The sequence below is a fragment of the Hyphobacterium indicum genome (assembly GCF_003129605.1).
Taxonomy (GTDB): Bacteria; Pseudomonadota; Alphaproteobacteria; order Caulobacterales; family Maricaulaceae; genus Hyphobacterium; species Hyphobacterium indicum.
Window position 1 is genome coordinate 394,491 of the sequence record NZ_QBDX01000001.1, and the last position, 24,374, is coordinate 418,864.

Consider the following 24,374-nt stretch of genomic DNA (forward strand, 5'->3'; position numbering starts at 1 on the left):
AGTCAGGAGCCGAAGCGGTCCAGCAGGCGCTCAATGTAATCGAGCTCGTCCTGATCCAGTCCTTGCTCGGCGGCGCGTTCCCGCAATTCTTCCAGAATTTCTCTGGCCCGCAGGCGTTCAGCCTCGTCAGGAATCTCGACACCTGAACCGTTGGAGAATCCGCCGGAATCCTGCGGGCGGCCCAGAGGGTCTGTCTCGTCACCCTCCGCGCCGGCCTGATTTGCGTCCTGCGCCCGTTCCAGAAGGCCTTGCGCCAGGCGCTCCGCGCCATCGCGCAGGGCCTGCAGGGCCTGCTCCTGCTGGCCAACGGCCCCCTGTGCATCGCCATCTTCCAGAGCTTCCTGAGCACGGCGCATGGCCTCGGCCGCCTCACCGAAGCTTTCGCCGCTTTCCCCGGGCAGGGCCTGAGCCAGCGATTCCAGCCGGTCCGCCAGCGTGCCCTGGGAGTCGGCGAGGGCTTGTGCGCCTTGCGAGCCGGCTCCGGCCTGTCCGCTCTGGCTGCCGCTTTGCCCGGAGGGCTGACCCTCGCTGTCACTGCCGGGCTCACCGGCCTGACCCTGACTCTGACCTTGAGGCCCGGCCTCGGCCTGTTCGAAAGTTTCATCCTGAAGCTGGCGCTGTTCGCCGATCACATCACCCAGCTCCTCCAGGGCATCGCGCATTGCCTGGCTGATTTCATCGTTTTGTTGGCCATCGCCTTCCCCTTGCTGCAGGGTCAGCTCCATATTGCGGAGCATTTCGCCCAGTGCTTGCAGGGCCTCGCGGGCATTCGCGGTGTCGCCCAGCTCGGCGGCGTCCCGCAGGGCGTCAAGCAATCCCTGAAGATCGTCAGTATTCATTTGCGGGCCACCGCCCTCGGCCACCCGGCCTTCTTCCGCGGCTTCGCGGGCCAGAGCGGCCATGTAATTGTCCATGGCCTGCTGATAGGCCTCGAACAGGGGCGCCAGCTCGGTTTCGTCAGCGCCGCGGGCGAGGGCTTCCATCAGCGCCCGCTCGGCAGCGCGCAGCGCCCGTTCCGCATCGGCCAGCGAGCCCAGTTCGGCGCGCAGGGCAATCTGCCAGAGATTGGCCTCGATCGGGCCGATCTCGTCAAAGTCCCGGGCCCGGCGCAGGCTGTGCAATTCATGCCGCAGCCCCAGATAGACGATCGGATCCTCGAAGAAATATTCCGGCGCATCGGTGATTGCATCCAGCGCCAGCGCCACGCTTTGCAGATCTTCCGGCGCGCGCTCGATCCGCCGTTCCGGCTCCTCCCCCTGGAAGGGCGGCAGGGCCTGAAGGTCTTCCAGATACATCGGGCTGCGTTCCGGCAACGGCGTATACTCCCGGCTGGAGCCGATCACGATGCGGCGCTGTTCGGACACGGCGCGGGCCAGAGGGTCAAGGAAAACCCGTTCCGGCAGGGTCAGGGCAATCGCCGGAGAAATGCCGGTATTGCCGCCGCCATCCATCGCCGCCAGCCGCAGATCGACGCGCGATCCGGCAAGCGCATGCTGGGCGGTCAGCACGGTCGCGCGGTAGCCCTCGTCGCCGCGCGTCATATCTCCCGGCGATATATCAATCGACGACCATTCAGCCGCCGCTTCCCCTTCCGGGCGGAATTCGACGCGGAAATCGGTCGCGCCATAATCATCCTCGACCGTGAATTCGAGCGTCAGCTCGCCTTCAACATTGGCTTCGGGCGCGGCGACAATATTGATGTCCGGTGCCGTGTCAGGGGTTGCATCGACACGGTAGGCGGCCCGCTCCCGGCCTGCCCGCAGCGTGACCACAGCGTCTGATTCTATAACCAGATGACTTTGCCACACGCCATCTCCTATGGAGCGGTTTTCGGCCCGCTCGGATCCATTGCGGACATTGGGCGCACGGCGCACGCCGGCCGTGCGGATCACGAGCTCGGAGCCCTCCGGAGCCACGGCTTCGGTCTCGCCATCTTGAAAGAAGATCGGGGCCATCCCGGTATAGGCGGGCGGGTTCAGCCACGCATCGACCTGAGCGGTTTCGACGCCGCGATAGACCGGTGCAAAGCCGAAACTGTCAAACAGGCGGCCCTTGGCAAGATCGCCGGACACCATCCAGCCCGCAGCGATCAGCACAACAATTGCGCCACGCAGGCCCCAGGAATCCGCCTGCGCCCAAGCGGCATGCGGACGCCGGGCTTTCGCCCCTTTCAGGCGCTCGGACATGCGGCGCTGGTGCGCCTGCCACACAGCCTGCGATTCCGCTGAGGCATCCGCCGGCCGGTCGGACAAGGCCTCGTGCGGACGGGCGGAAATGCCGGAATCCGCTTCCACCCGCCGGGCGGCATCCTCGTCATCCGGCCAGTCGGTTGTCCGCCAGCGGCGCCAGCCAATCCAGACTGACAATCCCACTGCCGCCGCATAGGTCAGCGCCCGCCAGGGGTCTCCCAACCGGTCCCAGAGACCGAAGATCGAAATGCCGGCATAAAGCCCGATCAGCAGCACGGCAGGCCACAACACCGGGGCAAGGCGTTCCCACAGCAACGCAAAGCGCGCCTGGATCAAGGGCCAGAGTTTCATGGCGGGAAATCTATCACGTCAGACAGGCGCGCCTAGCGGCACCTGCATTACATATTGGTGAGCTATTCGTCCGTTTCCGCGGGCGGCGGGCTGCCCCAGATCGGGGGCGGCCGTTCCAGATCGCCACGCAGGCCACAGCCGGACACCACAAGCCCGCCAATGATCACGATGAGAGTTGCCAGCTTTTTCATGATGCCTGCCTTTCGCGGAGACGGTCCTGCCAGAGTTTCACCTGCTCTTTTACGCGGACCGGCGCGGTTCCGCCATAGCTCGTCCGGCTTTCCATGGAGGCACGGGCCGAGAGGACCGAATAGACGGCCTCCGTCAGCTCCGGTTCGACCGATTGCATATCGGCCAGCGCCAGCCCGGCGAGGGGCACACCTCGGGATTCGGCCAGCTTGACCATCGCACCGGCGATATGATGCGCATCGCGGAAGGGCTTGCCCAGCTCGCGCACGACATAATCGGCCAGATCGGTCGCATCCGAATAGGCTTCACCGGCGGCCTCGGCCATGGCGTCCGTGTTGAAAGTCAGGTCCGCAGCCATGCCGGCCATCGCGCCGAGTGCGAGCTCCAGATCATCCATCGCCTGAAAGACCGGCGCCTTGTCCTCCTGCAGATCCTTGGAATAGGCGAGCGGCAGGCCCTTGACGACAATAATCAGCGTCTGCAGCGCGCCGGCGATACGGCCCGGCTTGGCGCGGACCAGCTCGGCGGCATCCGGATTGCGCTTTTGCGGCATGATGGACGAGCCCGTCGACCAGGCATCGGAAAGCTGCGCGAAGCCGAAGCGGCGCGAAGTCCAGAGCACAATCTCCTCGGCAAAGCGTGACAGGTTGACGGCGCAGATGGTGGCCGCCGACAGCACTTCCAGCGCAAAATCCCGGCTTGCCACACCGTCTAGCGAATTCGCCATCGGCCGGTCAAAGCCGAGGTCAGCAGCAGTCTGATGGCGGTCAATCGGAAAGGCCGTTCCAGCCAGTGCGGCGCACCCCAGCGGGCTTTCATTGAGGCGTTTGCGGGCGTCCCGGAAGCGGTCGCGGTCACGTTCCGCAGCTTCCACCCAGCACAGGAGGTGATGCCCGAGACTGACGGGCTGTGCGGTCTGAAGATGGGTAAAGCCCGGCATCACCGTTCCGGCATGGGCTTCCGCCTGCGCCACCAGCGCCGCCTGATAGGCTGTGATCAATACGTCGATGCGGTCGCAGGCGGACCGCAGCCACAGCCGGAAATCGGTGGCCACCTGGTCATTGCGTGACCGTGCCGTGTGCAGACGGCCGGCCGGCGTGCCGATAATTTCTTTCAGCCGCGCCTCGATATTCATGTGAACGTCTTCCAGCGCTTTCGACCACTGCATCTCGCCGCGTTCGATCTCCCCACGAATCTGAATGAGACCCTGCTCGATTTTTGCCGCATCTTCGCTTGAAATGATGCCCGTTGCGGCCAACATTCGCGCATGGGCCATGGATCCGGCAATGTCCTCGAAGGCCATGCGCTGATCGATATCGATCGAAGCATTGATGGATTCCATGATCTCTGACGGGGAACCGGAAAACCGGCCGCCCCAGAGCGCGTTGGATTTAGTTGTTTTTCCGTCCGTCATGGCCGGTTCCAGTCAAAAGGTTACTGCGATGAATGTCTCGCCCGTCAAAATCGGGATTATCACATGCACGGTCATATTGCTGGCGGCAATTGCCTATGTGCTGTTTTCCGGAATGCAGAGCCCTCCGCCAACCGGCTTGGCAAGTCATGCCGAAGGCGAGATGTCGGCTTTCGTCTCGCTGGATGATGCGCCGCCGCGGCCCGGACATACCTTTGTCGATCCCGACGGGGTTGAACGGACATTGGCTGATTTCGAGGGTCAGGTGATCCTGGTGAATTACTGGGCAACATGGTGTGCGCCCTGTGTGGTGGAGATGCCGGCGCTCGACGCTTTGCAGGCGCGTTATGGCGGTGAGGATTTCCAGGTGGTCACCATCAGTGCGGACCGGCGTATCGAGGAGGCCGAAGCCTTCTTCGAGGAGACCGGCCTCGAATATCTGCCGATCTATCATGACAATTCCTTCGCCGGACCGACTGCGGTCGGCGCCCGCGGCTTGCCGATGTCGATTATCTATAATCGCAATGGCGTCGAGATGGGCCGCATGCCGCGCGATGCCGAGTGGAATAGCGAAGATGCCCACGCCCTGATCGAGGCGGCGATAAGACTGGGATAATAAAAAACCCCGGAGCGCGGCTCCGGGGTTTTCTTCAAGAGATACAGGGCCAGGCTAGAGCCCGATCTTGGTGAGCTCGGCCTCCAGTTCCGGCAGGGCGTTGAAGAGATCTGCCACAAGGCCGTAATCCGCGACCGAGAAAATCGGCGCTTCTTCGTCCTTGTTGATCGCCACGATGATCTTGGAATCCTTCATGCCGGCGAGGTGCTGGATGGCACCGGATATGCCGACAGCGATGTAGAGCTCGGGCGCCACCACCTTGCCGGTCTGGCCGACCTGGTAATCATTTGGCACATAGCCGGCATCAACGGCCGCCCGGGAGGCCCCGACAGCGGCATTCAGCTGGTCGGCGATCTTGTCCAAAAGGACGAAATTGTCACCCGACTGCATGCCGCGCCCGCCGGAAATGACGATCTTCGCAGCGGTCAGCTCCGGCCGGTCCGATTTGGACAATTCCTCGGAGACGAATTCCGATTTGAACGGGCCAGACGGCGCGTCGATCGTCTCGACACTGGCCGAACCGCCATCACCGGCTTTCTCGAACGTTGTCGGGCGTATGGTGATGACTTTCTTCGCGTCGGTCGATTGCACCGTCATCATGGCATTGCCCGCATAGATCGGGCGCACGAAAGTGTCCGCGCTTTCAACCGCCGAAATCTCGGAAATCTGCGTCACGTCGAGCTTGGCGGCAATCCGCGGGGCAAAATTCTTGCCCATGGTCGAGGCCACCGCCATCAGGACGTCATACTTGTCCATCAGGGGCAGGACTAGGGCTTCCATGGCTTCCGCCGTTGGCTTGGCAAACGCCTCGCCATCCGCGTGCAGCACTTTGGAGACGCCTTCAATTCCGGCAACGGCCTTGGCGATATCGCCAGCGTCCGATCCGGCAACAAGGACATCCACATCCCCGCCAACCGCCTTGGCGGCGGTCACCGCGGCGCGCGTGGCGTCATTCAGGGCGGCGTTATCGTGTTCGGCAACGAGGAGTATGCTCATCAGATAACCCCTTCCTTGTTCTTCAGCTTGTCGACCAGTTCGGCGACGCTCTCGACCTTGATACCGGCTTCGCGCTTGGGCGGCTCGGTCACTTTCAGCACTTTCAGGCGCGGCGCGATATCCACACCGAAATCCTCAGGTGTCTTCGAGTCGATCGGCTTGCGTTTCGCCTTCATGATGTTCGGCAAAGACGCATAGCGCGGCTCGTTCAGACGCAGATCGGTGGTGATGATCGCCGGCAGTTCGACAGAAATGGTCTGTAGCCCGCCATCAATCTCGCGGGTGACATTGGCCTTGCCATTGGCAACAGCGACTTCCGAGGCGAAAGTCGCTTGCGGCCAGTCGAGGAGGGCGGCCAGCATCTGTCCGGTCTGGTTGGAATCGTCATCAATGGCCTGCTTGCCGAGGATGACCAGCTCCGGGCCTTCTTCGGCAACGACCTTGGCCAGCAGCTTGGCCACCGCCAGGGGTTCGACCGTCTCGTTTGTCTGGATCAGGATGCCGCGGTCAGCGCCCATGGCGAGCGCGGTGCGAATGGTCTCCTGCGCTTGCTGCGGCCCGATGGAGACGACGATGATTTCATCAACGCCGCCCTTTTCCTTCATGCGCACGGCTTCTTCCACCGCGATCTCGCAGAAAGGGTTCATCGACATTTTGACATTGGAGAGGTCGACACCGCTCTGGTCCGGTTTAACACGGACTTTCACATTGTAATCAACCACCCGTTTGACGGGCACGAGTATTTTCATGGAGCTTCCCCGGTCTGCACGGGACAGGCCGCCCCGCATCAATCCACTGGTCAACGAAATAGGGCGCGAAACTGCAATCGCCCACAGCGGAAGTCAACGCCTGTGCGGCACTGCACAATGCCGCATGCAAAAAGGCCGGCCCATGCGGACCGGCCTTTGATCAGACTGACGTTAACGTCACTTATTCGGCGTCATCTTCCGCAACCGACAGTTCGGTATTGATGGTCAGGATGACTTCATCAGATACCGGGCCGGCATAGATGCCGACCGTCGGACCCCAGTCACTGCGGACAAGTGTTCCGGTGGCTGTGAAACCGGCCGTGCCGTCTTCGCGTAAATCGTTCAGCGTCACATCCAGGGTAACCGGAACCGTCACACCGACAATCGTGAGGTCGCCAGACATGGTGCCGGTCACGCCGTCTTCGGTCTCAAATCCGGTCGCAACAAAACGCGCGGTCGGAAATTCGGCGGTATTGAAGATTTCGTCTGAGTTCAGATGCCGGATGAACCGGTCATGATGAGCCCCGGCCCACAGCCCATCAATGAGATTGAAGGTAATATCAACCGTCGAATTTTCCGGATTGTCGAAATCCAATAGCAGCGTGCCGTCATAATTGGTGAATTGCAGCGACTGGCGTGACAGGCCCTGATGGTCCCAGCTGGCCGAAATCTCGGTGTGACCGCGATCAAACTCATAGGCGACCGGATCGGCAAAGGCGGCCGCGGCGGCAAGGGCGGCGACGGCGGTAGCGGTCAGGAATTTCATGGGGGAGGCTCCCTGTAACGGATGGATCAAGCTGCGGCATCACGCCGCAATGGCTCAGATATAGGACGGCCCCTGTTCGCGACAATCGGGTGTAGATACATATCACTGTTTCTTGAACGGAATTAATCCCGGGATGCGCCCGGCACCCATTTCACATCGGCGCGACCATCCGCATTGGCGATGCGGGCCAGCACAAAGAGCAGGTCCGACAACCGGTTGAGATAGCGTACGGTTTCCGGATTCAGCCGGGCATAGGCCTGTTGCAGCGCCACAGTCCGGCGTTCGGCCCGGCGGCACACCGTGCGGGCATAGTGAAGGCGGGCTGATGCTTCCGAGCCCGCCGGCAGCACGAAGCTGTCGAGCGGCTCCAGCCTCGCATTCCATTCGTCAATGGCCGCTTCCAGCGCTTCGACCTGTTTTGCCGTTATCCGAAGGGGCTCGAAGCCCGGATCTTCGCCGGTGTCGGGCACGCACAGATCCGCGCCGAGATCGAACATCTCGTTCTGTACTTTCTGCAGCAGCGCATCGGGCGGCGTCCCGGCGAGCGCCGATCGCGCCAGGCCGATGACGGCATTGGCTTCATCGACCGTGCCATAGGCCTCGACGCGGATATCTGTCTTGCCCACTTCGGACATGTCGCCCAGCCGCGTCCGGCCCTTGTCGCCGGTCTTTGTGTAGATCTTGGTCAGGCGCACCATGGGATTTACGTCCTCATTGTTCCGGTTGCCGGGCAAACTGGATCAGGCAGGATAGGCTTTCAAGACAGGATATGGTCAGGGACAGTCCGATGCTCCGTTTCACGCTTCCGCTCTTGATGCTTCTGGTACCGGCCGCCGAGGCACGTCAGGACATCCAGTCGCTCGCCGACGGCCTGGTCGAGGCCGGATCTCCGGGTGCCGTGGTCATGCTCATCGAGGACGGCAATCCGCAAGTGGCGGTCTCCGGCCTCCGCCAGTCCACGGGCGAAGCCGCCATCGAAGTGTCCGACGCCTGGCATCTGGGATCAAACACCAAGGCGATGACGGCGGTCCTCGCGGCGCGCCTTGTGGAGCAGGGCCTCATCGATTGGGACACGACCATCGGGGAGACGCTGGGAACGGAATTCGACTCCTTAGCTCCCGGTCTCGCAGAGGCGACACTGGCCGATCTTCTGCACCACCGGTCGGGGATGCAGAGCAATACCGGCCGGCTGACCACACTGGGGATATCCGGCCTGTTCGGCACGCGCGATCCGCAAGCCGACCGTCATCCCTATCTGCGGGATGTGCTCCGCAACCCGGCGGGCGCACGCGGAGACTTTCTGTATTCGAATGCCGGCTATGTCGCCGCCGCCATGATGCTGGAAACCGTGTCCGGGCAAAGCTGGGAAGATCTGATCCGGACCGAAATCTTTGATGTGCTGGGTCTCGAGAGCGCCGGTTTCGGTCCGCCGCAGGATGAAAATCCGCAAGGCCACCGGACCAGCTGGGGCCGTCTGTCGCCAGCCGGGACGGATGCCGGAGCGGATAATCCGCCCGCCATGAATCCGGCTGGACGTGCGCACATGTCGATGCCGGATTATGCCGTCTTCCTGCAGCTCGTTCTGGCCGGCGCACGCGGTGAGGAGCGCGATTACCTCTCGCAGGAGAGCTGGCAGACCCTGCTCACGCCGCCGGAGGGCGCTGATTATGCCATGGGGTGGGGCGTCAATGCCGACGGCTCGCTGCGCCATGCGGGCTCGAACACGATGTGGTTCGTACAGGCCGTGATCTGGCCGGCGGCCGACCGAATCGCCGTGGCCGGCGTCAATGACGGGCGTCTGGACGAGGTCGCGCCGCGTGTCCGGTCTGTCCTGTCCGGACTGGCACCGGAATAGGCACTCAGCCGGTCATCGCGCCTTTGGCGATGAAACCGAGCACCATCAGCATGATGGCGGCAAACTGGATGCCGACGCGGTAGCGCATAAGCACATTCGAACGCGCCGAAGCGCCATCCCCGCCCCGCGCCATGTTCACAAAGCCGAGGATCAGCGTCACCAGCACCGCCAGCAACGAGATCACGATCAGTATATTCAGAAAAATCATCATGACGCCTCACATAGGCCCGCGGCAGCGAATGGTCCAATCACGCATTGTCACACCTTTGGTGCCTAGCTCCGCCACCGCAATGTGGTCGGTTGTTTCACCGGATTGACGAAGTCCGCGCCCTCTTTCCGGTGCTTCTCCCAGTTCCGCCGCAGCGCCAGATACCATTTCGCCGGAATGTCGCTGTCATGGATGAACATTTGCGGTGGATCATAGGACATGCCTATGGCCTGCGAATCCACAGCGGCGGAATCCTGCGCCATGAAGATATGCATGGCCCGGCGGATCAGCCATTTCGGCACAAAACTCACCGCCGGATGATTCCAGTAGAGAATGACCGAGATGATCGTCTTGGTCTCATTCACCGGCGTCACAATGGTAACGGTCGTGACGTGCTTGTCCCCGGCTTTCATGTATTCCGGACGCAGGCCGGGCAGTTCCAGCCGGATTTCGGTCGTGATGTCCGTGCCGAACAGCTTGTAGATGAAGGAATTGGATGACGGCTTGTGCGGCAGCATGGAGAAGCCGCGATCAATCGGACCGAACGTCTTCTGCTTTTCGTGCATGGTTTTCGGCGTCCGCCACCATGACTGGTTATGGATATAGGGGATATGCGCCGGGTCCATCAGGCTGATGACGGCCGCATCCATGTCGCAGTTGAAGTCGCATTCATCATGCATCCGGATCCGGGAGTCCGCCGGAATATCGAGACGGGGCGGATCAAGGCAGGGCTCTGCCTCCGTATCATATCCGAACCAGATCCAGATCACGCCATAACTTTCATGCACCGGATAGGTCCGCGCCCTGATTTTCGAGATATCCATCCCCTCGGTCTGGTCCGCGGTCAGCGAGGGAATGTTGGCGCACTGGCCGTCCGGGCGGAACCGCCAGCCATGATAGGGACATTGCACCTGCGTGCCGGTCTCTGTTTTCACCATTTCGCCACCCGACAACAGGATGGCGCGGTGCGGACAGATATCCGTCATCGCGAACGCCTGGCCGTCATGGGTGCGGCCAAACAGGACCAGCTCCCCCAGGCGTTCCTTCTGGACCATCTGGCCGGGTTTGATCTCGCTGCCCACGACGCCGAAATACCAGAGGTCGCGCAGGAAAGGGTCGTCTATGGCGTTTGACTTTGTCATGGCCCTGTCTCTACCCGCCCTCGGGCGGTTTGGCCAAGCCGCGAGTTGCCGCAGTCCGCGATTTGCGCTGCACCCACCACACACCGGCCAGGACCAGTGCCGCTCCGGCATATTGCAGCGGCGCAAAGGCTTCCCCGAACATCAGCCAGCCCGCAATCGACGCCACGACCGGCTGGATCAGGATGATGATGGACGCCACCGGAGCCGGAACCCGGCCCAGCCCGAAGGCCACGCCGCCCTGCCCCACGATCTGCACACCGATCGCCAGACCCAGCAGCACCAGCCAGTCGGTCAGCGTGCCCGGCAGCAGGTTTTCCCCGAAACCAAGCGCGGCCACGGCCAGAATCGGCGCGGTCACCAGCGTTGTGAAAAAGATCACCGTTCCCGTCGAGGCAAAGCGCCGCGCCTGCCGGATGGCCAGGATATAGGCAGCATACCAGACAGCGGTGCCGACCGAGAGCAGGTCGCCCGGCCAGCGTTCCGGAGCAACGGTGATATTCCCGGCCGACAACAGTGCTGCCCCGGCCAGCGCCAGCCCGGCGGCAAACAGGAATTGCCGGGTCAGGGTCTCCTTGAAAATCAGCCAGGTGGCGAGGACGACGAAGACCGGCTGCAGATTGGCGAGGAAGGTTGCATTGGCCACGCTCGTGATCTTGATCCCGGCATGCCAGAAGGCGAGATCGCCGGCAAAGAGCAGGCCGGGCAGGCACAGATAGAGCCAGCGCTTCCAGCCGGTTGGCGTATCCGCTTTCGCGGGCGGATTGCGGTCGAACTGCATCCACAGGAAAGCAAAGGGAATGGCCAGCGCCATGCGCCAGAAGCCGACCGTCTGCGGGCCCAGCTCGGACAGCTTGACCAGCGGCGCCGCCATGCCAATGGCGATAGCCCCGAGGATCAGCACGATCAGTCCCGTCAGGACGGTTTTCTCGGACGTTTCGGTCATAAGGCCTCCCCCACGCCCCGCTAATACTCATTGCGGCAAAAGGGAAGTCACCATTTGAAACCGAGCTGCAGGCGGATGTCCTCTGGCCGGGCGCCGCTCTCCCGCATCGAGCGCAGGGTTTGCGATTTGTCGCGCTTGGTGAAGCGCGCCCCGTCTGCTCCGGAAATCAGGCCATGATGGCGATAGACCGGCACGGGCAGGCCGAGCAGGGCCTGGAGAATGCGGTGAACCGTTGTGGCAAAGAACAGGTCCTGCCCGCGGATAACATGGGTTACGCCCTGGAGGGCATCATCCATCGTCACGGCGAGATGATAGCTGGTGCTGATATCCTTGCGCGCCAGAATGACATCGCCGATCAGGTCCGGCTGTATCGCGCAGCTCCCGCTTTCACCATTCGGGCCTTCGCCCTCCTCGGTAAAGGTCAGGCGTGGCAGATCGCCCACCGCCTCTGCGGCCGCCTTCATCGACAGCCGCCAGGCAAACGCCTCTCCTGCCGCGATGCGGCCGGCTTCTTCTTCCTGGCTCATGGGTTCCGCTGGCCCGGGATAGATGACACCCTCCGGGCTCTCGCCGGGATGATGCGGTGCGCGGCCGATATCCTCAAGGATTTCCTTGCGCGTCTTGAAACAGCGATAGATCAGGCCGCGCCCGGCAAGTTGATCAATCGCGGCGGAATAGCCGCTGAAATGCTCCGACTGCCGCCGCACCGGCGTCTCCCAGCTGAGCCCCAGCCAGGCAAGATCCTCATATATGGCGGCTTCGAATTCGGGTTTGCAGCGGATCGTGTCGATATCCTCGATTCGCAAAAGGAATCGGCCGCCCGCCTCCTGCGCCGCCTGCCAGGCGGTCAGCGCGGAATAGGCATGCCCAAGATGCAGATACCCGGTGGGCGAGGGTGCAAAGCGGGTGACGAAATCACGCATGTCCTCTGTTTCGCGCCTGCGCTTGCCCGCTTCAAGTCCCCAATTCGCGCCCTATAGTCCGCGCCATGATGATCGACGGTCCCAGACAACCGCCCGCCAACGGGCAGCGCCCGCGCAAGCTCGCCATTCTCGTGCATGGCTATGGAGCCAATGGCGAGGATCTGATCGGTCTGGCCGGCCAGTGGGCGCAGGATTTGCCGCATGTGCAATTCGTGGCGCCGAATGCGCCCCAGCCGGTGCCGGGTGCACCCAATGGCTATCAATGGTTTCCGATCACGCGGCTGGACCCGCAGGAGACCAATCGCGGTGTGGAATCCGCCGCCCCGGTTCTCGATGCCTTCATCGACCAGGAAATCGCCCGCTATGGTCTGACCCCGGGGGATGTGGCGCTTGTCGGGTTTTCGCAGGGCACGATGATGGCCTTGCATTGCGGCCTGCGGCGCGCACCAAGCTTGGCTGGAATCCTGGGCTATTCCGGGGCCATGCCCAGCCGCATGACGCTGAAGGACCAGATCCGCTCCCGCCCGCCCATCCAGTTGATCCACGGCGACCGGGACGATGTGCTGCCGCTGGGCATGATGTTCGATGCCGCACAGGGCCTGTGTGATGCCGGCGCGTCCTGCCAGTGGCATATCTCGCCGGGCATTCCGCATGGCATCGGCCCGGACGGGCTGGAAATCGGCGGCCGTTTTCTGGGTAAGGTCTTTTCCGGCGCCTACGCCTGAGTCCTGCGAAAAGGTTAACGCCTGCGTCATAGGCGTGTTACGTCTAAGGCGGTATAAATTGACCAACACGGTTATCGGCGCGATTCGCTGAGAATCCCGCCGCATCGCCGGACAGGGAGGTGTGTGTTCAGGATTTTTGATTGGCATAGGCACGGAACCGGCCCCGCCCATAACACGGGAGGGCGTCATGCAAGTGCTTGATAAGGCCCCGTCGGGTTGGCCCTGTCTGGTCCTCAATGCGGACTATCAGCCCCTGTCCTACTGGCCGCTTTCGGTCTGGAGCTGGCAGGAGGCCGTCAAGAATGTCTTCCTCGAACGCGTCACCGTGGTGTCCAATTACGACGACCTCATCCACTCACCGTCGATGGAAATGCACGCCCCGTCCGTCGTCGCGCTGCATGAATATGTCACCCACAACCGGGCACCGGCCTTCACCCGCTATAATGTCTGGCTGCGCGATGGCTTCAAATGCGTCTATTGCGGCCGTGACAGGGTTGATGACCTGACCTTCGATCACGTCGTGCCGCGTTCGCAGGGCGGCGATACCTCCTGGGAAAATATCGTCGCCGCCTGTTCGCCCTGCAATCTGAAAAAAGGGGGCCGCACGCCCCGGCAGGCCGGCATGAACCAGCCAAAGCCGATCCGCCCGAACATGCATCAATTGCAGGCGCAGGGCCGCCGCTTCCCGCCGAAATACCTCCACGCCAGCTGGCTGGACTATCTCTACTGGGATACCGAGCTGGAGCGCTAGATTTTCGTCGTAATGCCAATTGCCGTGCGGCAACCCGCTTCAATCAGCTTTGACAGCAGCGGATAGCCGAACGCCTCTTTCGCGCCTTCATCCACGGCCAACGCCTTGTGCGCGACTTCCTCGTCGCGGAACTGTGTGAAGCGGGTGGCCAGCTCATCCTCGCCTGCGGCCTCCAGCTCGCCGATCTGACCGGTATAATGACCCTCGATCACCGTTTCGACGGCCTCGGTGCAGGCATGGGCGGCTTTCTCCCCCATCAGCGCGGTGGCAACGCCCAGCGTGCGGCCGGCGATTTTCCAGACCGGCATCAGCGCCGTCGGGCGGACGCCACGCCTGCGGATGAAGCCGTCAAACGCATCGAGATGCGCCTGCTCGTCCTCGGCCATATGGCGCAGCTGATTGGCAATGCGAACCTTGGACGGGATTTTCCCGAACACCGCCAGCTGGCCTTCATAGATCGCCACCGCGCCATATTCCCCGGCATGATCGACGCGGATCATCTCGGCGATGCGGTTGGCGTCAGCTTTGCGGCCGGGCAAAGGCGGGCGGGGCGCGCGGCTCATTTGCGCTTAACGCCGATGAAGACTGAGGCAGCAGCCAGTACGGCCGACATAAGCGCATTGTAACCGGCCATGGAAATCCCCAGCAGCGTCCAGGCGGCCTCGTCGCACAACACCACCGGCCCGCCGCCATCGAGCACGGAGAGGAGGTCTGCTGTTGACAAATTGACGCTCGCCCCGGCGGTGCAGGTCGACGGCCCTTCCCACCAGTCATACTCGATCCCGGCATGCCAGAAGGCAAAACCGGCCGAATAGACATAGATCGCGCCGATGATCAGGCAGATCCACATCGCATAGGCCCGCAAGGCCGGCACAAATATCAGGCCCAGCCCGCCAATCAGGCCCACGCCAATCACGGCCTTGTGGATATGACGCTGGTCATAGCACAGCGCGCACGGATCATAGCCCAGCACATACTGGAAGAAATACGCGCCGCCGAGGATCAGCGCCGAGGCCAGCGCCGCCACGAACGGCCAGCGTTGGGCGGTGAGGAAGGATGTGATCGTGTTCATGGCCCGGACACTAATGCGCGACGGGCCAGACGAAAAGCGTGCAATGCGCCGCAGCCCGCCGCTAGCTGTTCACAAAGCCGCGACCCCACTCGATCAGCGCATAGATCAGGGCCGGACCGCCGACGACCAGTATCGTGATCCAGACCAGGCCGAGCACCAGACCGGCGAGGATCAGCAAGCCGTCCCGCGTGATCAGGCCCAGCGAGGCGATGGCCACCGCAATGCCCGGCGTTGAATTGGTCAGCGGCAGGGGTACGAGAATTGACGCGCAGAACAGGCAGAACACGCCGCCCACAACCCGCTCGCCGGTCGGGCCCGAAAGAAAGAGCAGGCGCGGGCGCGCCACCGCCTCGATCCAGCCGAACCAGCGCTTCGCCTGGCGGCCCATTTTCTCCAGGCCGCGCTTCTCCATCCGCCGGGCACGGAATTTCACCGGTACCCATGGTTCCCCGCGTCCCGCTGCCATCTGGAAGGCCAGCGCCATCATGGGCAGGGAGAGCACTTGTGGAATGCCGTAGAGAAAGGGGATGCAGACCGGAATGGCAAAGGCAAACAGCAAGATGCCGAAGGCGCGCTCGCCCAGCGCTTCCATGAATTCGCTCAGGGACAGGCCACTTTCCGGCGCGTCTTCGCCAATACGCACCAGCCGGGCGACAAGACCTTCTGGAGCGTCAGGGATGGGGTCTGAATCATCGCTCATAACCGCCGTTTAGAGCGATCTGCGATCCAATGCGAGCCTTCAGCGCGCCGCTATTGAATTTCGTGGCAAGTGAAGGCAGTTTCCGCGCCTGCTCGGGATTGCCCCTGTGGCGGAACTGGTAGACGCGCCGGATTCAAAATCTGGTTTCTTCGGAAGTGCCCGTTCGATTCGGGCCAGGGGCACCATTCCTAGCCGGTCTGCCGGAGGCAGAAAAATTGATCCGGTGAATCAATTTTAGGCGGAGAATGCCCCGGCAGGGGCCTTCACTCGCTGCGCGAGCTTCGGCTGGGCAAGCCAGCTCATGTTGATCCTACCTCGCCTCCGCTCGGTCGGTCCTCGCTAAAGCTGCGGGCGCGCGGTCGCGCTTGCGAACCCTGGCGGGTTCGTGAGGGATGGATCTCAACAACTCTCCATAGACACCATCCGTCTTCCTCCGACTTGCCTGCCCTCGCGGAGGCGAGGGATCGGAGGATCTCGAAAATCGTCGCCTTTCGTTCGAGATGCTCCGGTTAAACCGGAGCAAGACGCGGACAGGGTTTGACGACGACCGTGCTTGGCCCTCGTCCTTCGTAGCCTTTTATTGTTTCCGCTGCGCGCGGCCCGGGCGCTTGTCTGCTCCGCTTACGCTGCGGGCCGTGCTCACATGAAACGGGCTCAAGGCTGGGGCGTTGGCGCTTGTAAATCAGTGTGCTTGGACGCGAGCTTCGGCATTTCGCGCTATTGCCTCGTCAGCAGCGCACCTTAGACTTCATTTCATGACCCAACCCGCCGACATTCTCCGCTTCTGGTTCGAGGACACCGATCCGAAGCTGCACTTCGTCTCCACACCGGAATTTGATGCCCGCATACGCCGTCAGTTCGCCAGTGTCATCGAGGCCGAGGCCAGGCGGGTAAAGGACGGCGGCCATCCCTGGATGGAGACCGCCGAGGGCGGGCTCGCGCTTCTCCTCCTGTTTGACCAGTTCACGCGCAATGTCTGGCGCGGTTCGGGCAAGGCCTTCGCCTTCGATGCCAAGGCCCGCGAGATCGCGCAGGCGATGATGGACAAGGGCTTTGACACGGAATTGCCGGAAGCGCGGCGGTCCTTTGTCTACATGCCCTTCATGCATTCTGAAGACCTGGCCGATCAGGAAAAGACCATCGAGCTTTTTGCCACCCGCATGCCGGAGGGCAATACCAACCTCCATCACGCCCGGATGCACCGCGATGTGATCGCCAAATTCGGACGCTTTCCCTATCGCAATGACGCGCTGGGCCGGACGTCGACCCCTGACGAGATCGCCTATCTCGAGGGCGGCGGCTACGCACCCGGCACGAAACGTCCGGCAGAAAAGACCTGACGGCAAAGCTGGCCCGTTTCCGGTCATCCGGCATTCAGCCAAGTTATTGAAAATACGTCTCCGAAAGGAATCCGGGACTGGCGCGCGGCTTGCGTGGCTCCGGTCCAATCCCGAGACCGGAGCCGGATCAGACCATGACCATAGCCAGCCACATCACCCCCGCCGACATGCTTTCTCTCGCCTTCCTGCTGGTTGACCGCCATGGCGCCAAGGCGCTGGGCTATGCCGACCTGGCCGTCGGCGAGATGGAAGAGGCAGGAGATGATCAGCGCGCCGATGCCTGGCGGGCGCTGAAAAGCGTGGTGGAAGATGCGCTCGCAGGACGTCTGGAGCGCGATACCGAGGTCACACTTCACTAGGGTGATTGCACATCCGGCCCGCCGCGCTTAATTCCTGCGCATGGCAAACTCATTCAACTGGTCTGACCTGATCTCCCGCGCCGGGCTGAGCGATCCCTTCGCCCCCGATACCAGCGCCCGCAATGGACGGGCCGCCCTGCGCAAACTGGTCCCGGTCATGGAGACGTCGCCGCCGGACGTCGCCGAAGTCCGTGACCTTGTCATTCCCGGACCGGCCGGAGATATTCCGGCCCGCCTCTATGTGCCGGAAGATACCAATGTCCCGGCCCCGCTGACGGTTTTCTTCCATGGCGGAGGTTATGTTTTCGGCGATCTGGAGAGCCATCACCGCATGGCTCAGCGGCTTGCCGCGCAATCGGAATGCCGTCTGCTGGCCGTCGATTACCGCCTGGCACCGGAATGCCCTTTCCCGGCGGCTTATGAGGATTGTCTGGCCGCTTTGGACTGGGCCGCCGGAGAGGGCGCGGATGAGCTGGGGGCTGACCCGGACCGCCTGGCCGTGGCCGGCGATTCGGCAGGCGGGGGACTGGCTGCCGCCATCGCGCAGGCGCGCCGCGGCCGTATCCGTTTCCAGCTCCTCATCTATCCGCTGCTGCAACTGGCCGAGACCCGCAAGATCAAGCCAAAAATGCTGGAAGGCCATATGCTGTCAGCCAATGCGCTGGACTGGATCCGCGACACCTATTGCGGAGAAACTGGTCCGATGGATCCGCGCATCTCGCCGCTGTTCGAAACCGATCTGACTGGCCTGCCACCGGCCCATATTGCTGCCGCCGAGCTCGACCCGCTCTTCGATGAGGGGCAGGCCTATCGCGACCGGCTTCAGGCCGCCGGTGTGAAGGTCAGCTATCATCTTTCAAAAGGGCTCCCGCACGGCTTTTTCAACATGACGCGCGTGGCCATCGGCGCGGACAAGCAGGTGCGGCTGGCGGCCGAAGCCTTGCGCACCGGCCTGACGGCATGAGCTTCACGCCGGAATCCGCCTTTGCGCTTCTAGGGCCCGATTTCGCCGACGCGGTCGAACCGGCAGATTTTCCCGACCTGAAGCTGCGTTGGTGGAACAAACGCTGGGCCGAGGAGATCGGTCTGGGCGGGCTGACCCCGGAACAGATCGCCGGTCATTTTGGCCGTTTTGACCGCCCGGACGGCTATCCCCATGCACCGCTCGCCATGCGCTATCACGGCCATCAATTCCGGCATTACAATCCGCAGATCGGCGATGGTCGCGGCTTTCTTTATGCCCAGATGCGCGATCCGGCCGGCCGCTTGCTGGACTTCGGCACCAAGGGATCGGGCCAGACGCCGTGGTCGCGCACCGGCGATGGCCGCCTGACGCTGAAAGGCGCGGTGCGGGAAATTCTCGCCGCAGAAATGCTCGAAGCGCTGGGCGTCTATACCTCGAAAGCCTTTTGCGTGTTCGAGACCGGCGATCAGCTCGCCCGTCATGACGAACCCTCGCCCGCGCGCGGGGCGGTGCTGACCCGGTTGCAGCATTCCCATGTCCGTTTCGGCACATTCCAGCGCCATGCCTATGAGGGCGCGCCCGACAGGATCGCGGCCCTGATCGATCATGCGATCACCAGCTATTACCCGGATCTGTCCGGCTTTGAAGGCCCCGAAAAGACTGCGCAATTCCTTGCAGTGGTGTGCGCGGCGTCGGCCCGTCTGGCCGCCCAATGGATGGCGGCGGGTTTTGTGCATGGCGTCCTCAACACCGACAATCTCAACGTCACCGGCGAGAGTTTCGACTATGGGCCATGGCGGTTTTTGCCGACCTACAAGCCGGGCTTTACCGCGGCGTATTTCGACGAGAACGGGCTTTATGCCTATGCGCGCCAGCCCGAAGCCGTCTTCTGGGCGCTGCAACAGCTCGCGGTTGCGCTTCTGCCGGTGGGCGACAAGGACCAGATTATAGATGTGCTCAACACCTTCCCGGACGCCTATACAACGGAGATGACGGGGGCGTTCTGCGCGCGTCTGGGTGTGGCGGTGCAGGACAATTCCGAAGACATGGTGAAGGCGTTTCTGGCTTTCCTCTCGGCCAGCCAATTGCCGTTCGAGGCGGTCTTCTTTGATCATTTCACCAATGATTCCGAGCGCATCAGGGCCGCTGCCCGCGAGTACTCCGGGCCGGAATATGCGGCCTTTTCAGATTTGTTCGCGGATCACACATCCGTCCGGCCAGAGCGCCTCGGCCATGCCTATTTCGCGCGCGAAAACCCGGTCCACATGACGATCGAGACCATGGAAGGAGCCTTTGCGCCCATCCACGAGCGCGATGACTGGTCAACGCTGCACGGCCTGCTGGACGATATTGCGCAGGCGCGCGCGGGTTATGATCTGGGGCGGGATCGCATCGGGTTTTTGCCGGAGGAGGGTGGTGAATGGTAGGTTTCATCTCCGCACCGAATCTGAAACAGGACGGTCTGGTCCACGCCTTCACCACCCGCGAGGGCGGGGTCTCCACCGGCACATTTGAAAGCCTCAACCTGTCCCGCCGCGACGGTGAAGCCGATGGCGCGGTGGAAGAAAACCGCGCCCGCGTGAAGGCCGCTCTGGGGCTCAAATCCCTGGTCTTCGCAAAGCAGGTCCACGGCAACACAGTGCTGCGCGTAGATGCCGCTCCCGCCAATGGCGCCGCCGGGGAGGGAGATGCGATGATGACCGATGTGCCGGGCATGGGCCTCGCCGTTCAGACTGCTGATTGCGTCCCGCTGCTTATCTTTGACGCTGAAAACCGCGCCATCGCAGCCGTCCATTCCGGCTGGCGCGGCACGGTGCAGGAGATTGCCCGTCATACGCTGGAGTCCATGAACGCCGCCTATGGCACCCTCCCGGGCAAGATCCAGGCCGCCATCGGCCCGTCCATCAGCCCGGCGCATTACCGCGTCGGACCGGAAGTGATTGAACAATTCGGCTCCCTGTTTGGCGGCACGCAGGGGATCATAGGCCCTCGCGATGCCGAAGGTGGTGGCAAGCTGGACAATGCAGGCGCTGTCAGGCGTCAGTTGATCGAAGCGGGTGTGTTACCGGACGCGATCTGGATGTCAGATGCCTGTACCTTTGCTGATGACAACCTCTTCTCTTGCCGCCGCGCAAAAGGCGGCCCCTTCGGCGGTCAGGCCGGGGTGATCGGGCTCACCTAAACCACCCGACCGCCATTCATCTCCATCAGCATACGGCGCAGCTTGCGCATGCCGCCGAGCCAGCGATTGCGGTCGCCCGCTTTCTTGGCGAAGTGATCGGCGACGACCGGATGGGTGAGGATGAGGAAGTCATTCTTCTCCACCCCGTCCGCAATCGTCCGCGCGGCGTCTTCCGCCGTGATCATGCCATCCACCGACGTCATCACTTCGGGCAAATCCTTGGTCATGTTGGTTTTGACATATTGCGGGCAGACGGCGTGGGCCTGAATGCCGTCATCGCCATGACTGATGGCGATGCTTTCCGCGACCGATATGGCCGCGGCCTTGGTGGCGGAATAGGCGGCATCGCCGATCTGCGCCAGCAGGCCGGCGGCCGACGCGGTAATCAGGAAGGCACCCGAGCCGCGTTTCGTCATGCCGGGCAGCACATGCCGCGCTGCATAGACGCCGTGCATGACATTGATCTGCCAGGCCTTCTCCCAGTTTGAATTGGGCGCGCCCGCCGCGCCGCCCACCGGGCCGTCGGTATAGCCGACCCCGGCATTGGCGTAGAAAATATCGACCGGCCCCAGATCGCGTTCGACCTCGGCAATGAAGACCGCCATCTCGCCTTCATCGGCGACATTCACGCGCTTTCCAAACCCGCCGCATTCCCTGGCAACGGCGTCCGCCGCCCCGCCGTCCAGATCGCAGCAGGCCACTCGCGCCCCGCGCCTGTGAAACTCGCGCGCCGCAGCAGCACCAATCCCGCCCGCACCGCCTGTGACGATGGCAATTTTCCCGGTGAATTCCATGAACGCCCCCTGCTTGTGTGAGGACAGCATGGCCGCGAATGCGCGCCCGTGTCGAGCCTTGATGCAAGGGCGGGCGCACCCGATCTCACATCAATGTGAAACCCTCCTCCCAAATCCGGTGGTAGCTTTCATCCCGTACTTGAGGGAGAGCGGCATGCATAACTGGGTATGGGGTCTGGTGGCGGGGTTTCTGGTCTTGCAACCGGCCGCCGCACAGGAATTGTTTGAAGTCTCGCCGGATTTGACGGACGGCCGGTTCTTACGCTTGGCCGATGACGCCTTTTCCCTTGAACCGGGTGAGACGATCTTCCTGACCTTGCCGGCGGCCGGACGGCACGAGATTGCCTTTGATCGCACCGCCATGTCAGACAGCGGCGACCGTCTCTGGGTCGGGCATCTGGCCCGTGAAGGCGAGCCCTACCGCGTCATTCTCACACACGGCGCGGCTGCGACCTTCGGCTATATCGCCACGCCGGAAGGGGCCTGGACGCTGGCACCAACCGGGCCGGGCGGTCCGCTTGAGCTGACGCGCGATCTCGGCGCGCCTCTGGAGCCGGGCAGCGATGCGCTGACACGTCCCATTGGTAACGCCGCCCGCCCCGCCGCCAGTCTCGACCGCGAACATATCAGCCAGGCCGTGGCCACAGGTTCCAACGGAACCATAGATATCGCCATTGTCTATACGAATGGCATGCGCAGCTATTACGGTCTGGGCCTGACAACGCGCATGCAGCATCTCGTGAATGTCCTTGATCAGGCACTGGTCGACAGTGATACGGGATTACGCGCGCGCCTCGTCGGGGCCACGCCCGTACCCGGCGCGTGGGACGAATTCACCTCGACGCTCGAGACGATCGATGATCTCTATGCGGGCGCCAGTTATGGCCATCCCGGCACGGAGCTGGATGTCGATGGCAATTGCTCGGGTGGACCCAATGCCTGCATCAATAATGGCGACCTTTCCAGCCTTCTGGATTTCAGGAATGCGGTCGGAGCCGATATCGTCGTCATGCTGCGCCGCTATTGGCGCGCCCAGCAGACCTATTGCGGTGTCGCCTACCTGCCGGGGGGTGGCGCAGAGGGGCAAATCGATCCCGCCGAAGACTGGGTGCTCGGTGTGGCCGTCTCCGGAGATGGCCCGGATGGGAACGGGACCGGCCGCAGTTGCGGTGATCTGACCTTTGCCCATGAAGTCGGCCACAATCTCGGTTCGACACACAATATTGAAAACACCAACGGTCCCGGCGTTTTCAACTTTTCCTATGGACACCGGGTCGACTGCAGTTTCCGCACGATCATGGGGTATGATTCGACCCGTTCCAACGTGAATTGCGCGGGCAGTTTCGGGCAGAATGAAACCTGGCTGGCCCGGTTTTCCAATCCGCAACAGGCCAATTGTGCCGGACAGGCCTGCGGGACGCTCCCGCAATCACCGCACGCGCCTGGATCCCCCCAGGACAATACCACATCGCCGACGGATAATGCCCGGTCCATGCGTGAAGCTGGCTATAATGTCCGTGATTACCGTCCCGGTGGCGTCACGGTCCGTTCCGCTGTCCTGCCCTACAGCCGGACGGTTGCAGCCGGAACATCCGCCACCGCCTTTGTGTCGGTCGTCAATCCGGCATCAACCGGATCGCCGGCGCTGGGCTGCGGACTGCGGGTGCATGGGGCGGCCGCGGCCGACTTTTCCTTCCAGCGCACGGATCCGGCGACCAATGCCGCCATCGGCAATCCCGGTGATCTGGCGGATATTCCGGCCGGCAGCATCCAGACATTCGTGATATCTTTTTCACAGGCCGGGGTAACAAATGTCCCGGATCTGCAGATTGACACCGCCTGCCGCAATCGCGGCAGCGCGCCCGTCATTGCAGGCGTGAATACGCTGCGCTTCACTTCAACGACACTCTCCCTGCCGGACATTGTCGCCCTGGCTGCCACGACCGGAAACAATGGCATAACCGAATTGCCTGCAGGCGGCGGTGCCGGCGCATTCTCGGTCGCAACAGCCAATCTGGGCGCAACGGCAAATGTGACGGTAATACCGGAACCTGGCCCGAATACTTCGGAATTCGACCTGCTGGAAATCTGCCAGACCGATGCCGCGACCGGCCAGTGCGCCACGCCGCGCGCTGCCAGCCTGACCCGGCTTTTCCAGGCTGGCGAAACCCTCACCTTCGCGGTTTTCGTGCGCAGCAATACGTCCATTGCCAACGATCCGGCGAATAACCGCGTCTTCGTCCATTTCCGGACTCCGGCCGGTCAGTCTGTCGGCGCGACCAGCGTGGCGGTGAGATCGCAATAAGCCCTAGTCTTCGAACAGTTCGTTGAGATAGGCGGCGAGACGGATACCGCCCTGTGACAGGCGCATCCGCATCGTGGCGCGATGCTCGAACACGTAATTCCATTGCAGCTCGGCATCATCGGGATAGAGCGTCGGGCGAATTTCCGCACTCTCTGATATCCAGACATGCGGGTCGGTGACCGACCATGCTTCGGCCAGCTCAGGCGTGATCCGGCGGTCCAGCCACTCCGTCATCTCCGAATAGGAGAGCTGTTCATAATCGACCATGTCCTCGTCCCAGACGAGATGAAGCGTGGTGACATTCTCGAAGAAGATCACCGTGACATCATTCCCGCCACGATCCGTCCCGTCGCCGACATGCATGGGCTGGTGCAGATCGCCGACAAGGTGGATAACGAACCGCAGGGCGCGCTGGCGGTCAGCCGGCGGGGCCGTTTCGTCCGCGGCGATGGCCGAAAACATCTGCAGCGCCGTAAAGGCGTCGCCGGCCTCGGGCGCCATCGACACATCATAGTCTGTGCCTTCCGGAATGGTCACATAGTGAAACGGCCCGGCGGCCCGCCAGAAATCCTCGCTGCTGGAGCGCATGAAATCCGGCCAGTTCGAGGCCTCCGCCAGGTCTTCCACCCCTAAAATCTCCCGGATCGCGATGCGGGCGTCTTCGGAGAGGTGACGGTCGGCGATCGCGCCGGTCACCCGGTGTCCGGTCTTGCCCCAGGCAAGCGCCGGTGATGCGGCAAGCAAGAGGGCGGCAGAGGCGGTGAGAATCTGTTTCATGGAATCCGTCTAGCTGGCAATTGTAACAAACATTTATCCCGCAATCTGAACAATGCAGAGGCATCGC

At 62.6% G+C, this 24,374-nt stretch carries 26 protein-coding genes and 1 tRNA gene; 11 read left to right on the plus strand and 16 right to left on the minus strand.

All coding sequences use genetic code 11. From position 1 onward, the window contains the following. Window positions 1–2: 2 nt before the first annotated feature. The 3 genes from DBR16_RS01920 to argH all read right to left on the minus strand — a co-directional run bounded on the left by DBR16_RS01920 (window position 3) and on the right by argH (window position 4,143). Window positions 3–2,540, minus strand: a complete 2,538-nt coding sequence (locus tag DBR16_RS01920) for a DUF4175 domain-containing protein (protein WP_109259546.1) — start codon at window positions 2,538–2,540, stop codon at window positions 3–5. Between the two features lie 62 nt (window positions 2,541–2,602). Further along, complete coding sequence (lptM, locus tag DBR16_RS14090) at window positions 2,603–2,731, minus strand: LPS translocon maturation chaperone LptM (protein WP_233347507.1); 129 nt, start codon at window positions 2,729–2,731, stop codon at window positions 2,603–2,605. Next, window positions 2,728–4,143, minus strand: a complete 1,416-nt coding sequence (gene argH / locus DBR16_RS01925; RefSeq protein WP_109259547.1) for an argininosuccinate lyase — start codon at window positions 4,141–4,143, stop codon at window positions 2,728–2,730. The genes lptM and argH overlap by 4 nt, the downstream gene beginning before the upstream one ends. Window positions 4,144–4,171: 28 nt before the next feature. On the opposite strand from argH, the gene DBR16_RS01930 reads away from it, so the two are divergent. Then, window positions 4,172–4,756 (plus strand): TlpA family protein disulfide reductase, encoded by a 585-nt coding sequence (locus tag DBR16_RS01930; protein WP_161539368.1) that lies wholly within the window; start codon window positions 4,172–4,174, stop codon window positions 4,754–4,756. A gap of 54 nt (window positions 4,757–4,810) precedes the next feature. Here the strand turns inward: DBR16_RS01930 and DBR16_RS01935 are convergent, their stop codons facing one another. From DBR16_RS01935 to DBR16_RS01950, 4 genes are all read right to left on the minus strand, one after another. Further along, window positions 4,811–5,752: an electron transfer flavoprotein subunit alpha/FixB family protein gene (locus DBR16_RS01935; protein ID WP_109259548.1), complete on the minus strand. Its 942-nt coding sequence runs from the start codon at window positions 5,750–5,752 to the stop codon at window positions 4,811–4,813. Then, complete coding sequence (locus DBR16_RS01940) at window positions 5,752–6,501, minus strand: electron transfer flavoprotein subunit beta/FixA family protein (protein ID WP_109259549.1); 750 nt, start codon at window positions 6,499–6,501, stop codon at window positions 5,752–5,754. Before DBR16_RS01940 ends, DBR16_RS01935 begins: the two co-directional genes overlap by 1 nt. Before the next feature lie 181 nt (window positions 6,502–6,682). After that, window positions 6,683–7,267, minus strand: a complete 585-nt coding sequence (locus DBR16_RS01945; protein ID WP_109259550.1) for a YceI family protein — start codon at window positions 7,265–7,267, stop codon at window positions 6,683–6,685. A gap of 122 nt (window positions 7,268–7,389) precedes the next feature. Next, window positions 7,390–7,965 carry a cob(I)yrinic acid a,c-diamide adenosyltransferase gene (locus DBR16_RS01950; protein ID WP_109260011.1) on the minus strand — a complete coding sequence of 192 codons (576 nt, stop codon included), beginning with the start codon at window positions 7,963–7,965 and terminating at the stop codon, window positions 7,390–7,392. A gap of 89 nt (window positions 7,966–8,054) precedes the next feature. Between DBR16_RS01950 and DBR16_RS01955 the strand changes: the two genes are divergently transcribed. Continuing rightward, the gene (locus DBR16_RS01955) at window positions 8,055–9,122 is read left to right on the plus strand and encodes a serine hydrolase domain-containing protein (protein ID WP_161539369.1); all 1,068 of its coding nucleotides are present in this window, start codon (window positions 8,055–8,057) and stop codon (window positions 9,120–9,122) included. A 4-nt stretch (window positions 9,123–9,126) separates the two neighbouring features. Here DBR16_RS01955 and DBR16_RS01960 read toward each other — a convergent pair whose 3' ends face one another. From DBR16_RS01960 to gluQRS, 4 genes are all read right to left on the minus strand, one after another. After that, a complete protein-coding gene (locus tag DBR16_RS01960; RefSeq protein ID WP_109259552.1) occupies window positions 9,127–9,333 on the minus strand; it encodes a twin transmembrane helix small protein in 207 nt (68 codons plus the stop codon). Between the two features lie 62 nt (window positions 9,334–9,395). Further along, window positions 9,396–10,472 (minus strand): aromatic ring-hydroxylating oxygenase subunit alpha, encoded by a 1,077-nt coding sequence (locus tag DBR16_RS01965; RefSeq protein ID WP_161539370.1) that lies wholly within the window; start codon window positions 10,470–10,472, stop codon window positions 9,396–9,398. Between the two features lie 10 nt (window positions 10,473–10,482). Further along, entirely contained in the window at window positions 10,483–11,415 is a 933-nt protein-coding gene (locus DBR16_RS01970; protein ID WP_109259554.1) for a DMT family transporter, read from the minus strand. Window positions 11,416–11,462: 47 nt separating this feature from the next. After that, window positions 11,463–12,338: a tRNA glutamyl-Q(34) synthetase GluQRS gene (gluQRS, locus tag DBR16_RS01975; RefSeq protein ID WP_109259555.1), complete on the minus strand. Its 876-nt coding sequence runs from the start codon at window positions 12,336–12,338 to the stop codon at window positions 11,463–11,465. Window positions 12,339–12,403: 65 nt separating this feature from the next. On the opposite strand from gluQRS, the gene DBR16_RS01980 reads away from it, so the two are divergent. Both DBR16_RS01980 and DBR16_RS01985 read left to right on the plus strand, forming a co-directional pair. Next, a complete protein-coding gene (locus DBR16_RS01980) occupies window positions 12,404–13,063 on the plus strand; it encodes an alpha/beta hydrolase (RefSeq protein WP_109259556.1) in 660 nt (219 codons plus the stop codon). 187 nt (window positions 13,064–13,250) lie between these two features. Continuing rightward, the gene (locus tag DBR16_RS01985) at window positions 13,251–13,814 is read left to right on the plus strand and encodes an HNH endonuclease (protein WP_109259557.1); all 564 of its coding nucleotides are present in this window, start codon (window positions 13,251–13,253) and stop codon (window positions 13,812–13,814) included. Here the strand turns inward: DBR16_RS01985 and DBR16_RS01990 are convergent. The 3 genes from DBR16_RS01990 to DBR16_RS02000 all read right to left on the minus strand — a co-directional run bounded on the left by DBR16_RS01990 (window position 13,811) and on the right by DBR16_RS02000 (window position 15,586). Further along, complete coding sequence (locus DBR16_RS01990; protein WP_109259558.1) at window positions 13,811–14,377, minus strand: demethoxyubiquinone hydroxylase family protein; 567 nt, start codon at window positions 14,375–14,377, stop codon at window positions 13,811–13,813. The genes DBR16_RS01985 and DBR16_RS01990 overlap by 4 nt on opposite strands. Continuing rightward, window positions 14,374–14,886 carry a disulfide bond formation protein B gene (locus DBR16_RS01995; RefSeq protein WP_109259559.1) on the minus strand — a complete coding sequence of 171 codons (513 nt, stop codon included), beginning with the start codon at window positions 14,884–14,886 and terminating at the stop codon, window positions 14,374–14,376. The genes DBR16_RS01990 and DBR16_RS01995 overlap by 4 nt, the downstream gene beginning before the upstream one ends. A gap of 61 nt (window positions 14,887–14,947) precedes the next feature. Next, window positions 14,948–15,586: an exopolysaccharide biosynthesis protein gene (locus tag DBR16_RS02000; RefSeq protein ID WP_109259560.1), complete on the minus strand. Its 639-nt coding sequence runs from the start codon at window positions 15,584–15,586 to the stop codon at window positions 14,948–14,950. A gap of 100 nt (window positions 15,587–15,686) precedes the next feature. Between DBR16_RS02000 and DBR16_RS02005 the strand changes: the two genes are divergently transcribed. From DBR16_RS02005 to pgeF, 6 genes are all read left to right on the plus strand, one after another. After that, window positions 15,687–15,771: transfer RNA gene (locus tag DBR16_RS02005), tRNA-Leu, on the plus strand. Window positions 15,772–16,341: 570 nt separating this feature from the next. Then, complete coding sequence (locus DBR16_RS02010) at window positions 16,342–16,926, plus strand: DUF924 family protein (RefSeq protein ID WP_109259561.1); 585 nt, start codon at window positions 16,342–16,344, stop codon at window positions 16,924–16,926. Between the two features lie 134 nt (window positions 16,927–17,060). Further along, complete coding sequence (locus tag DBR16_RS02015) at window positions 17,061–17,285, plus strand: hypothetical protein (RefSeq protein WP_109259562.1); 225 nt, start codon at window positions 17,061–17,063, stop codon at window positions 17,283–17,285. Window positions 17,286–17,325: 40 nt separating this feature from the next. Next, window positions 17,326–18,249: an alpha/beta hydrolase gene (locus DBR16_RS02020; RefSeq protein WP_109259563.1), complete on the plus strand. Its 924-nt coding sequence runs from the start codon at window positions 17,326–17,328 to the stop codon at window positions 18,247–18,249. Next, the gene (locus DBR16_RS02025; RefSeq protein WP_109259564.1) at window positions 18,246–19,676 is read left to right on the plus strand and encodes a protein adenylyltransferase SelO family protein; all 1,431 of its coding nucleotides are present in this window, start codon (window positions 18,246–18,248) and stop codon (window positions 19,674–19,676) included. Before DBR16_RS02020 ends, DBR16_RS02025 begins: the two co-directional genes overlap by 4 nt. Next, on the plus strand, window positions 19,670–20,431 hold the full coding sequence (gene pgeF, locus DBR16_RS02030; protein ID WP_109259565.1) for a peptidoglycan editing factor PgeF: 762 nt from the start codon (window positions 19,670–19,672) through the stop codon (window positions 20,429–20,431). Before DBR16_RS02025 ends, pgeF begins: the two co-directional genes overlap by 7 nt. On the opposite strand, the gene DBR16_RS02035 is transcribed toward pgeF, so the two are convergent. Beyond that, window positions 20,428–21,225: an SDR family NAD(P)-dependent oxidoreductase gene (locus DBR16_RS02035; RefSeq protein ID WP_109260012.1), complete on the minus strand. Its 798-nt coding sequence runs from the start codon at window positions 21,223–21,225 to the stop codon at window positions 20,428–20,430. The two genes, pgeF and DBR16_RS02035, sit on opposite strands and share 4 nt — an antisense overlap. A 154-nt stretch (window positions 21,226–21,379) precedes the next feature. On the opposite strand from DBR16_RS02035, the gene DBR16_RS02040 reads away from it, so the two are divergent. After that, the gene (locus DBR16_RS02040; RefSeq protein WP_161539371.1) at window positions 21,380–23,530 is read left to right on the plus strand and encodes a reprolysin-like metallopeptidase; all 2,151 of its coding nucleotides are present in this window, start codon (window positions 21,380–21,382) and stop codon (window positions 23,528–23,530) included. A 3-nt stretch (window positions 23,531–23,533) separates the two neighbouring features. Here DBR16_RS02040 and DBR16_RS02045 read toward each other — a convergent pair whose 3' ends face one another. Further along, a complete protein-coding gene (locus DBR16_RS02045; RefSeq protein ID WP_109259567.1) occupies window positions 23,534–24,307 on the minus strand; it encodes a S1/P1 nuclease in 774 nt (257 codons plus the stop codon). Window positions 24,308–24,374 lie beyond the last annotated feature (67 nt).

Bases quoted from the DNA above. Each gene is read 5' to 3' on its own strand.
- DBR16_RS01930 (WP_161539368.1), top strand. From the start codon at position 4,172: ATGAATGTCTCGCCCGTCAAAATCGGGATTATCACATGCACGGTCATA.
- DBR16_RS01970 (WP_109259554.1), bottom strand. From the start codon at position 11,415: ATGACCGAAACGTCCGAGAAAACCGTCCTGACGGGACTGATCGTGCTG.
- DBR16_RS02040 (WP_161539371.1), top strand. From the start codon at position 21,380: ATGCATAACTGGGTATGGGGTCTGGTGGCGGGGTTTCTGGTCTTGCAA.
- DBR16_RS01980 (WP_109259556.1), top strand. From the start codon at position 12,404: ATGATGATCGACGGTCCCAGACAACCGCCCGCCAACGGGCAGCGCCCG.
- DBR16_RS01960 (WP_109259552.1), bottom strand. From the start codon at position 9,333: ATGATGATTTTTCTGAATATACTGATCGTGATCTCGTTGCTGGCGGTG.
- DBR16_RS02010 (WP_109259561.1), top strand. From the start codon at position 16,342: ATGACCCAACCCGCCGACATTCTCCGCTTCTGGTTCGAGGACACCGAT.
- DBR16_RS01920 (WP_109259546.1), bottom strand. From the start codon at position 2,540: ATGAAACTCTGGCCCTTGATCCAGGCGCGCTTTGCGTTGCTGTGGGAA.
- DBR16_RS02025 (WP_109259564.1), top strand. From the start codon at position 18,246: ATGAGCTTCACGCCGGAATCCGCCTTTGCGCTTCTAGGGCCCGATTTC.
- argH (WP_109259547.1), bottom strand. From the start codon at position 4,143: ATGACGGACGGAAAAACAACTAAATCCAACGCGCTCTGGGGCGGCCGG.
- DBR16_RS02015 (WP_109259562.1), top strand. From the start codon at position 17,061: ATGACCATAGCCAGCCACATCACCCCCGCCGACATGCTTTCTCTCGCC.
- DBR16_RS01985 (WP_109259557.1), top strand. From the start codon at position 13,251: ATGCAAGTGCTTGATAAGGCCCCGTCGGGTTGGCCCTGTCTGGTCCTC.
- DBR16_RS02045 (WP_109259567.1), bottom strand. From the start codon at position 24,307: ATGAAACAGATTCTCACCGCCTCTGCCGCCCTCTTGCTTGCCGCATCA.
- DBR16_RS02000 (WP_109259560.1), bottom strand. From the start codon at position 15,586: ATGAGCGATGATTCAGACCCCATCCCTGACGCTCCAGAAGGTCTTGTC.
- DBR16_RS02020 (WP_109259563.1), top strand. From the start codon at position 17,326: ATGGCAAACTCATTCAACTGGTCTGACCTGATCTCCCGCGCCGGGCTG.
- pgeF (WP_109259565.1), top strand. From the start codon at position 19,670: ATGGTAGGTTTCATCTCCGCACCGAATCTGAAACAGGACGGTCTGGTC.
- DBR16_RS01940 (WP_109259549.1), bottom strand. From the start codon at position 6,501: ATGAAAATACTCGTGCCCGTCAAACGGGTGGTTGATTACAATGTGAAA.
- DBR16_RS01995 (WP_109259559.1), bottom strand. From the start codon at position 14,886: ATGAACACGATCACATCCTTCCTCACCGCCCAACGCTGGCCGTTCGTG.
- DBR16_RS01935 (WP_109259548.1), bottom strand. From the start codon at position 5,752: ATGAGCATACTCCTCGTTGCCGAACACGATAACGCCGCCCTGAATGAC.
- DBR16_RS01965 (WP_161539370.1), bottom strand. From the start codon at position 10,472: ATGACAAAGTCAAACGCCATAGACGACCCTTTCCTGCGCGACCTCTGG.
- DBR16_RS01945 (WP_109259550.1), bottom strand. From the start codon at position 7,267: ATGAAATTCCTGACCGCTACCGCCGTCGCCGCCCTTGCCGCCGCGGCC.
- gluQRS (WP_109259555.1), bottom strand. From the start codon at position 12,338: ATGCGTGATTTCGTCACCCGCTTTGCACCCTCGCCCACCGGGTATCTG.
- DBR16_RS01955 (WP_161539369.1), top strand. From the start codon at position 8,055: ATGCTCCGTTTCACGCTTCCGCTCTTGATGCTTCTGGTACCGGCCGCC.
- DBR16_RS01950 (WP_109260011.1), bottom strand. From the start codon at position 7,965: ATGGTGCGCCTGACCAAGATCTACACAAAGACCGGCGACAAGGGCCGG.
- DBR16_RS02035 (WP_109260012.1), bottom strand. From the start codon at position 21,225: ATGGAATTCACCGGGAAAATTGCCATCGTCACAGGCGGTGCGGGCGGG.
- lptM (WP_233347507.1), bottom strand. From the start codon at position 2,731: ATGAAAAAGCTGGCAACTCTCATCGTGATCATTGGCGGGCTTGTGGTG.
- DBR16_RS01990 (WP_109259558.1), bottom strand. From the start codon at position 14,377: ATGAGCCGCGCGCCCCGCCCGCCTTTGCCCGGCCGCAAAGCTGACGCC.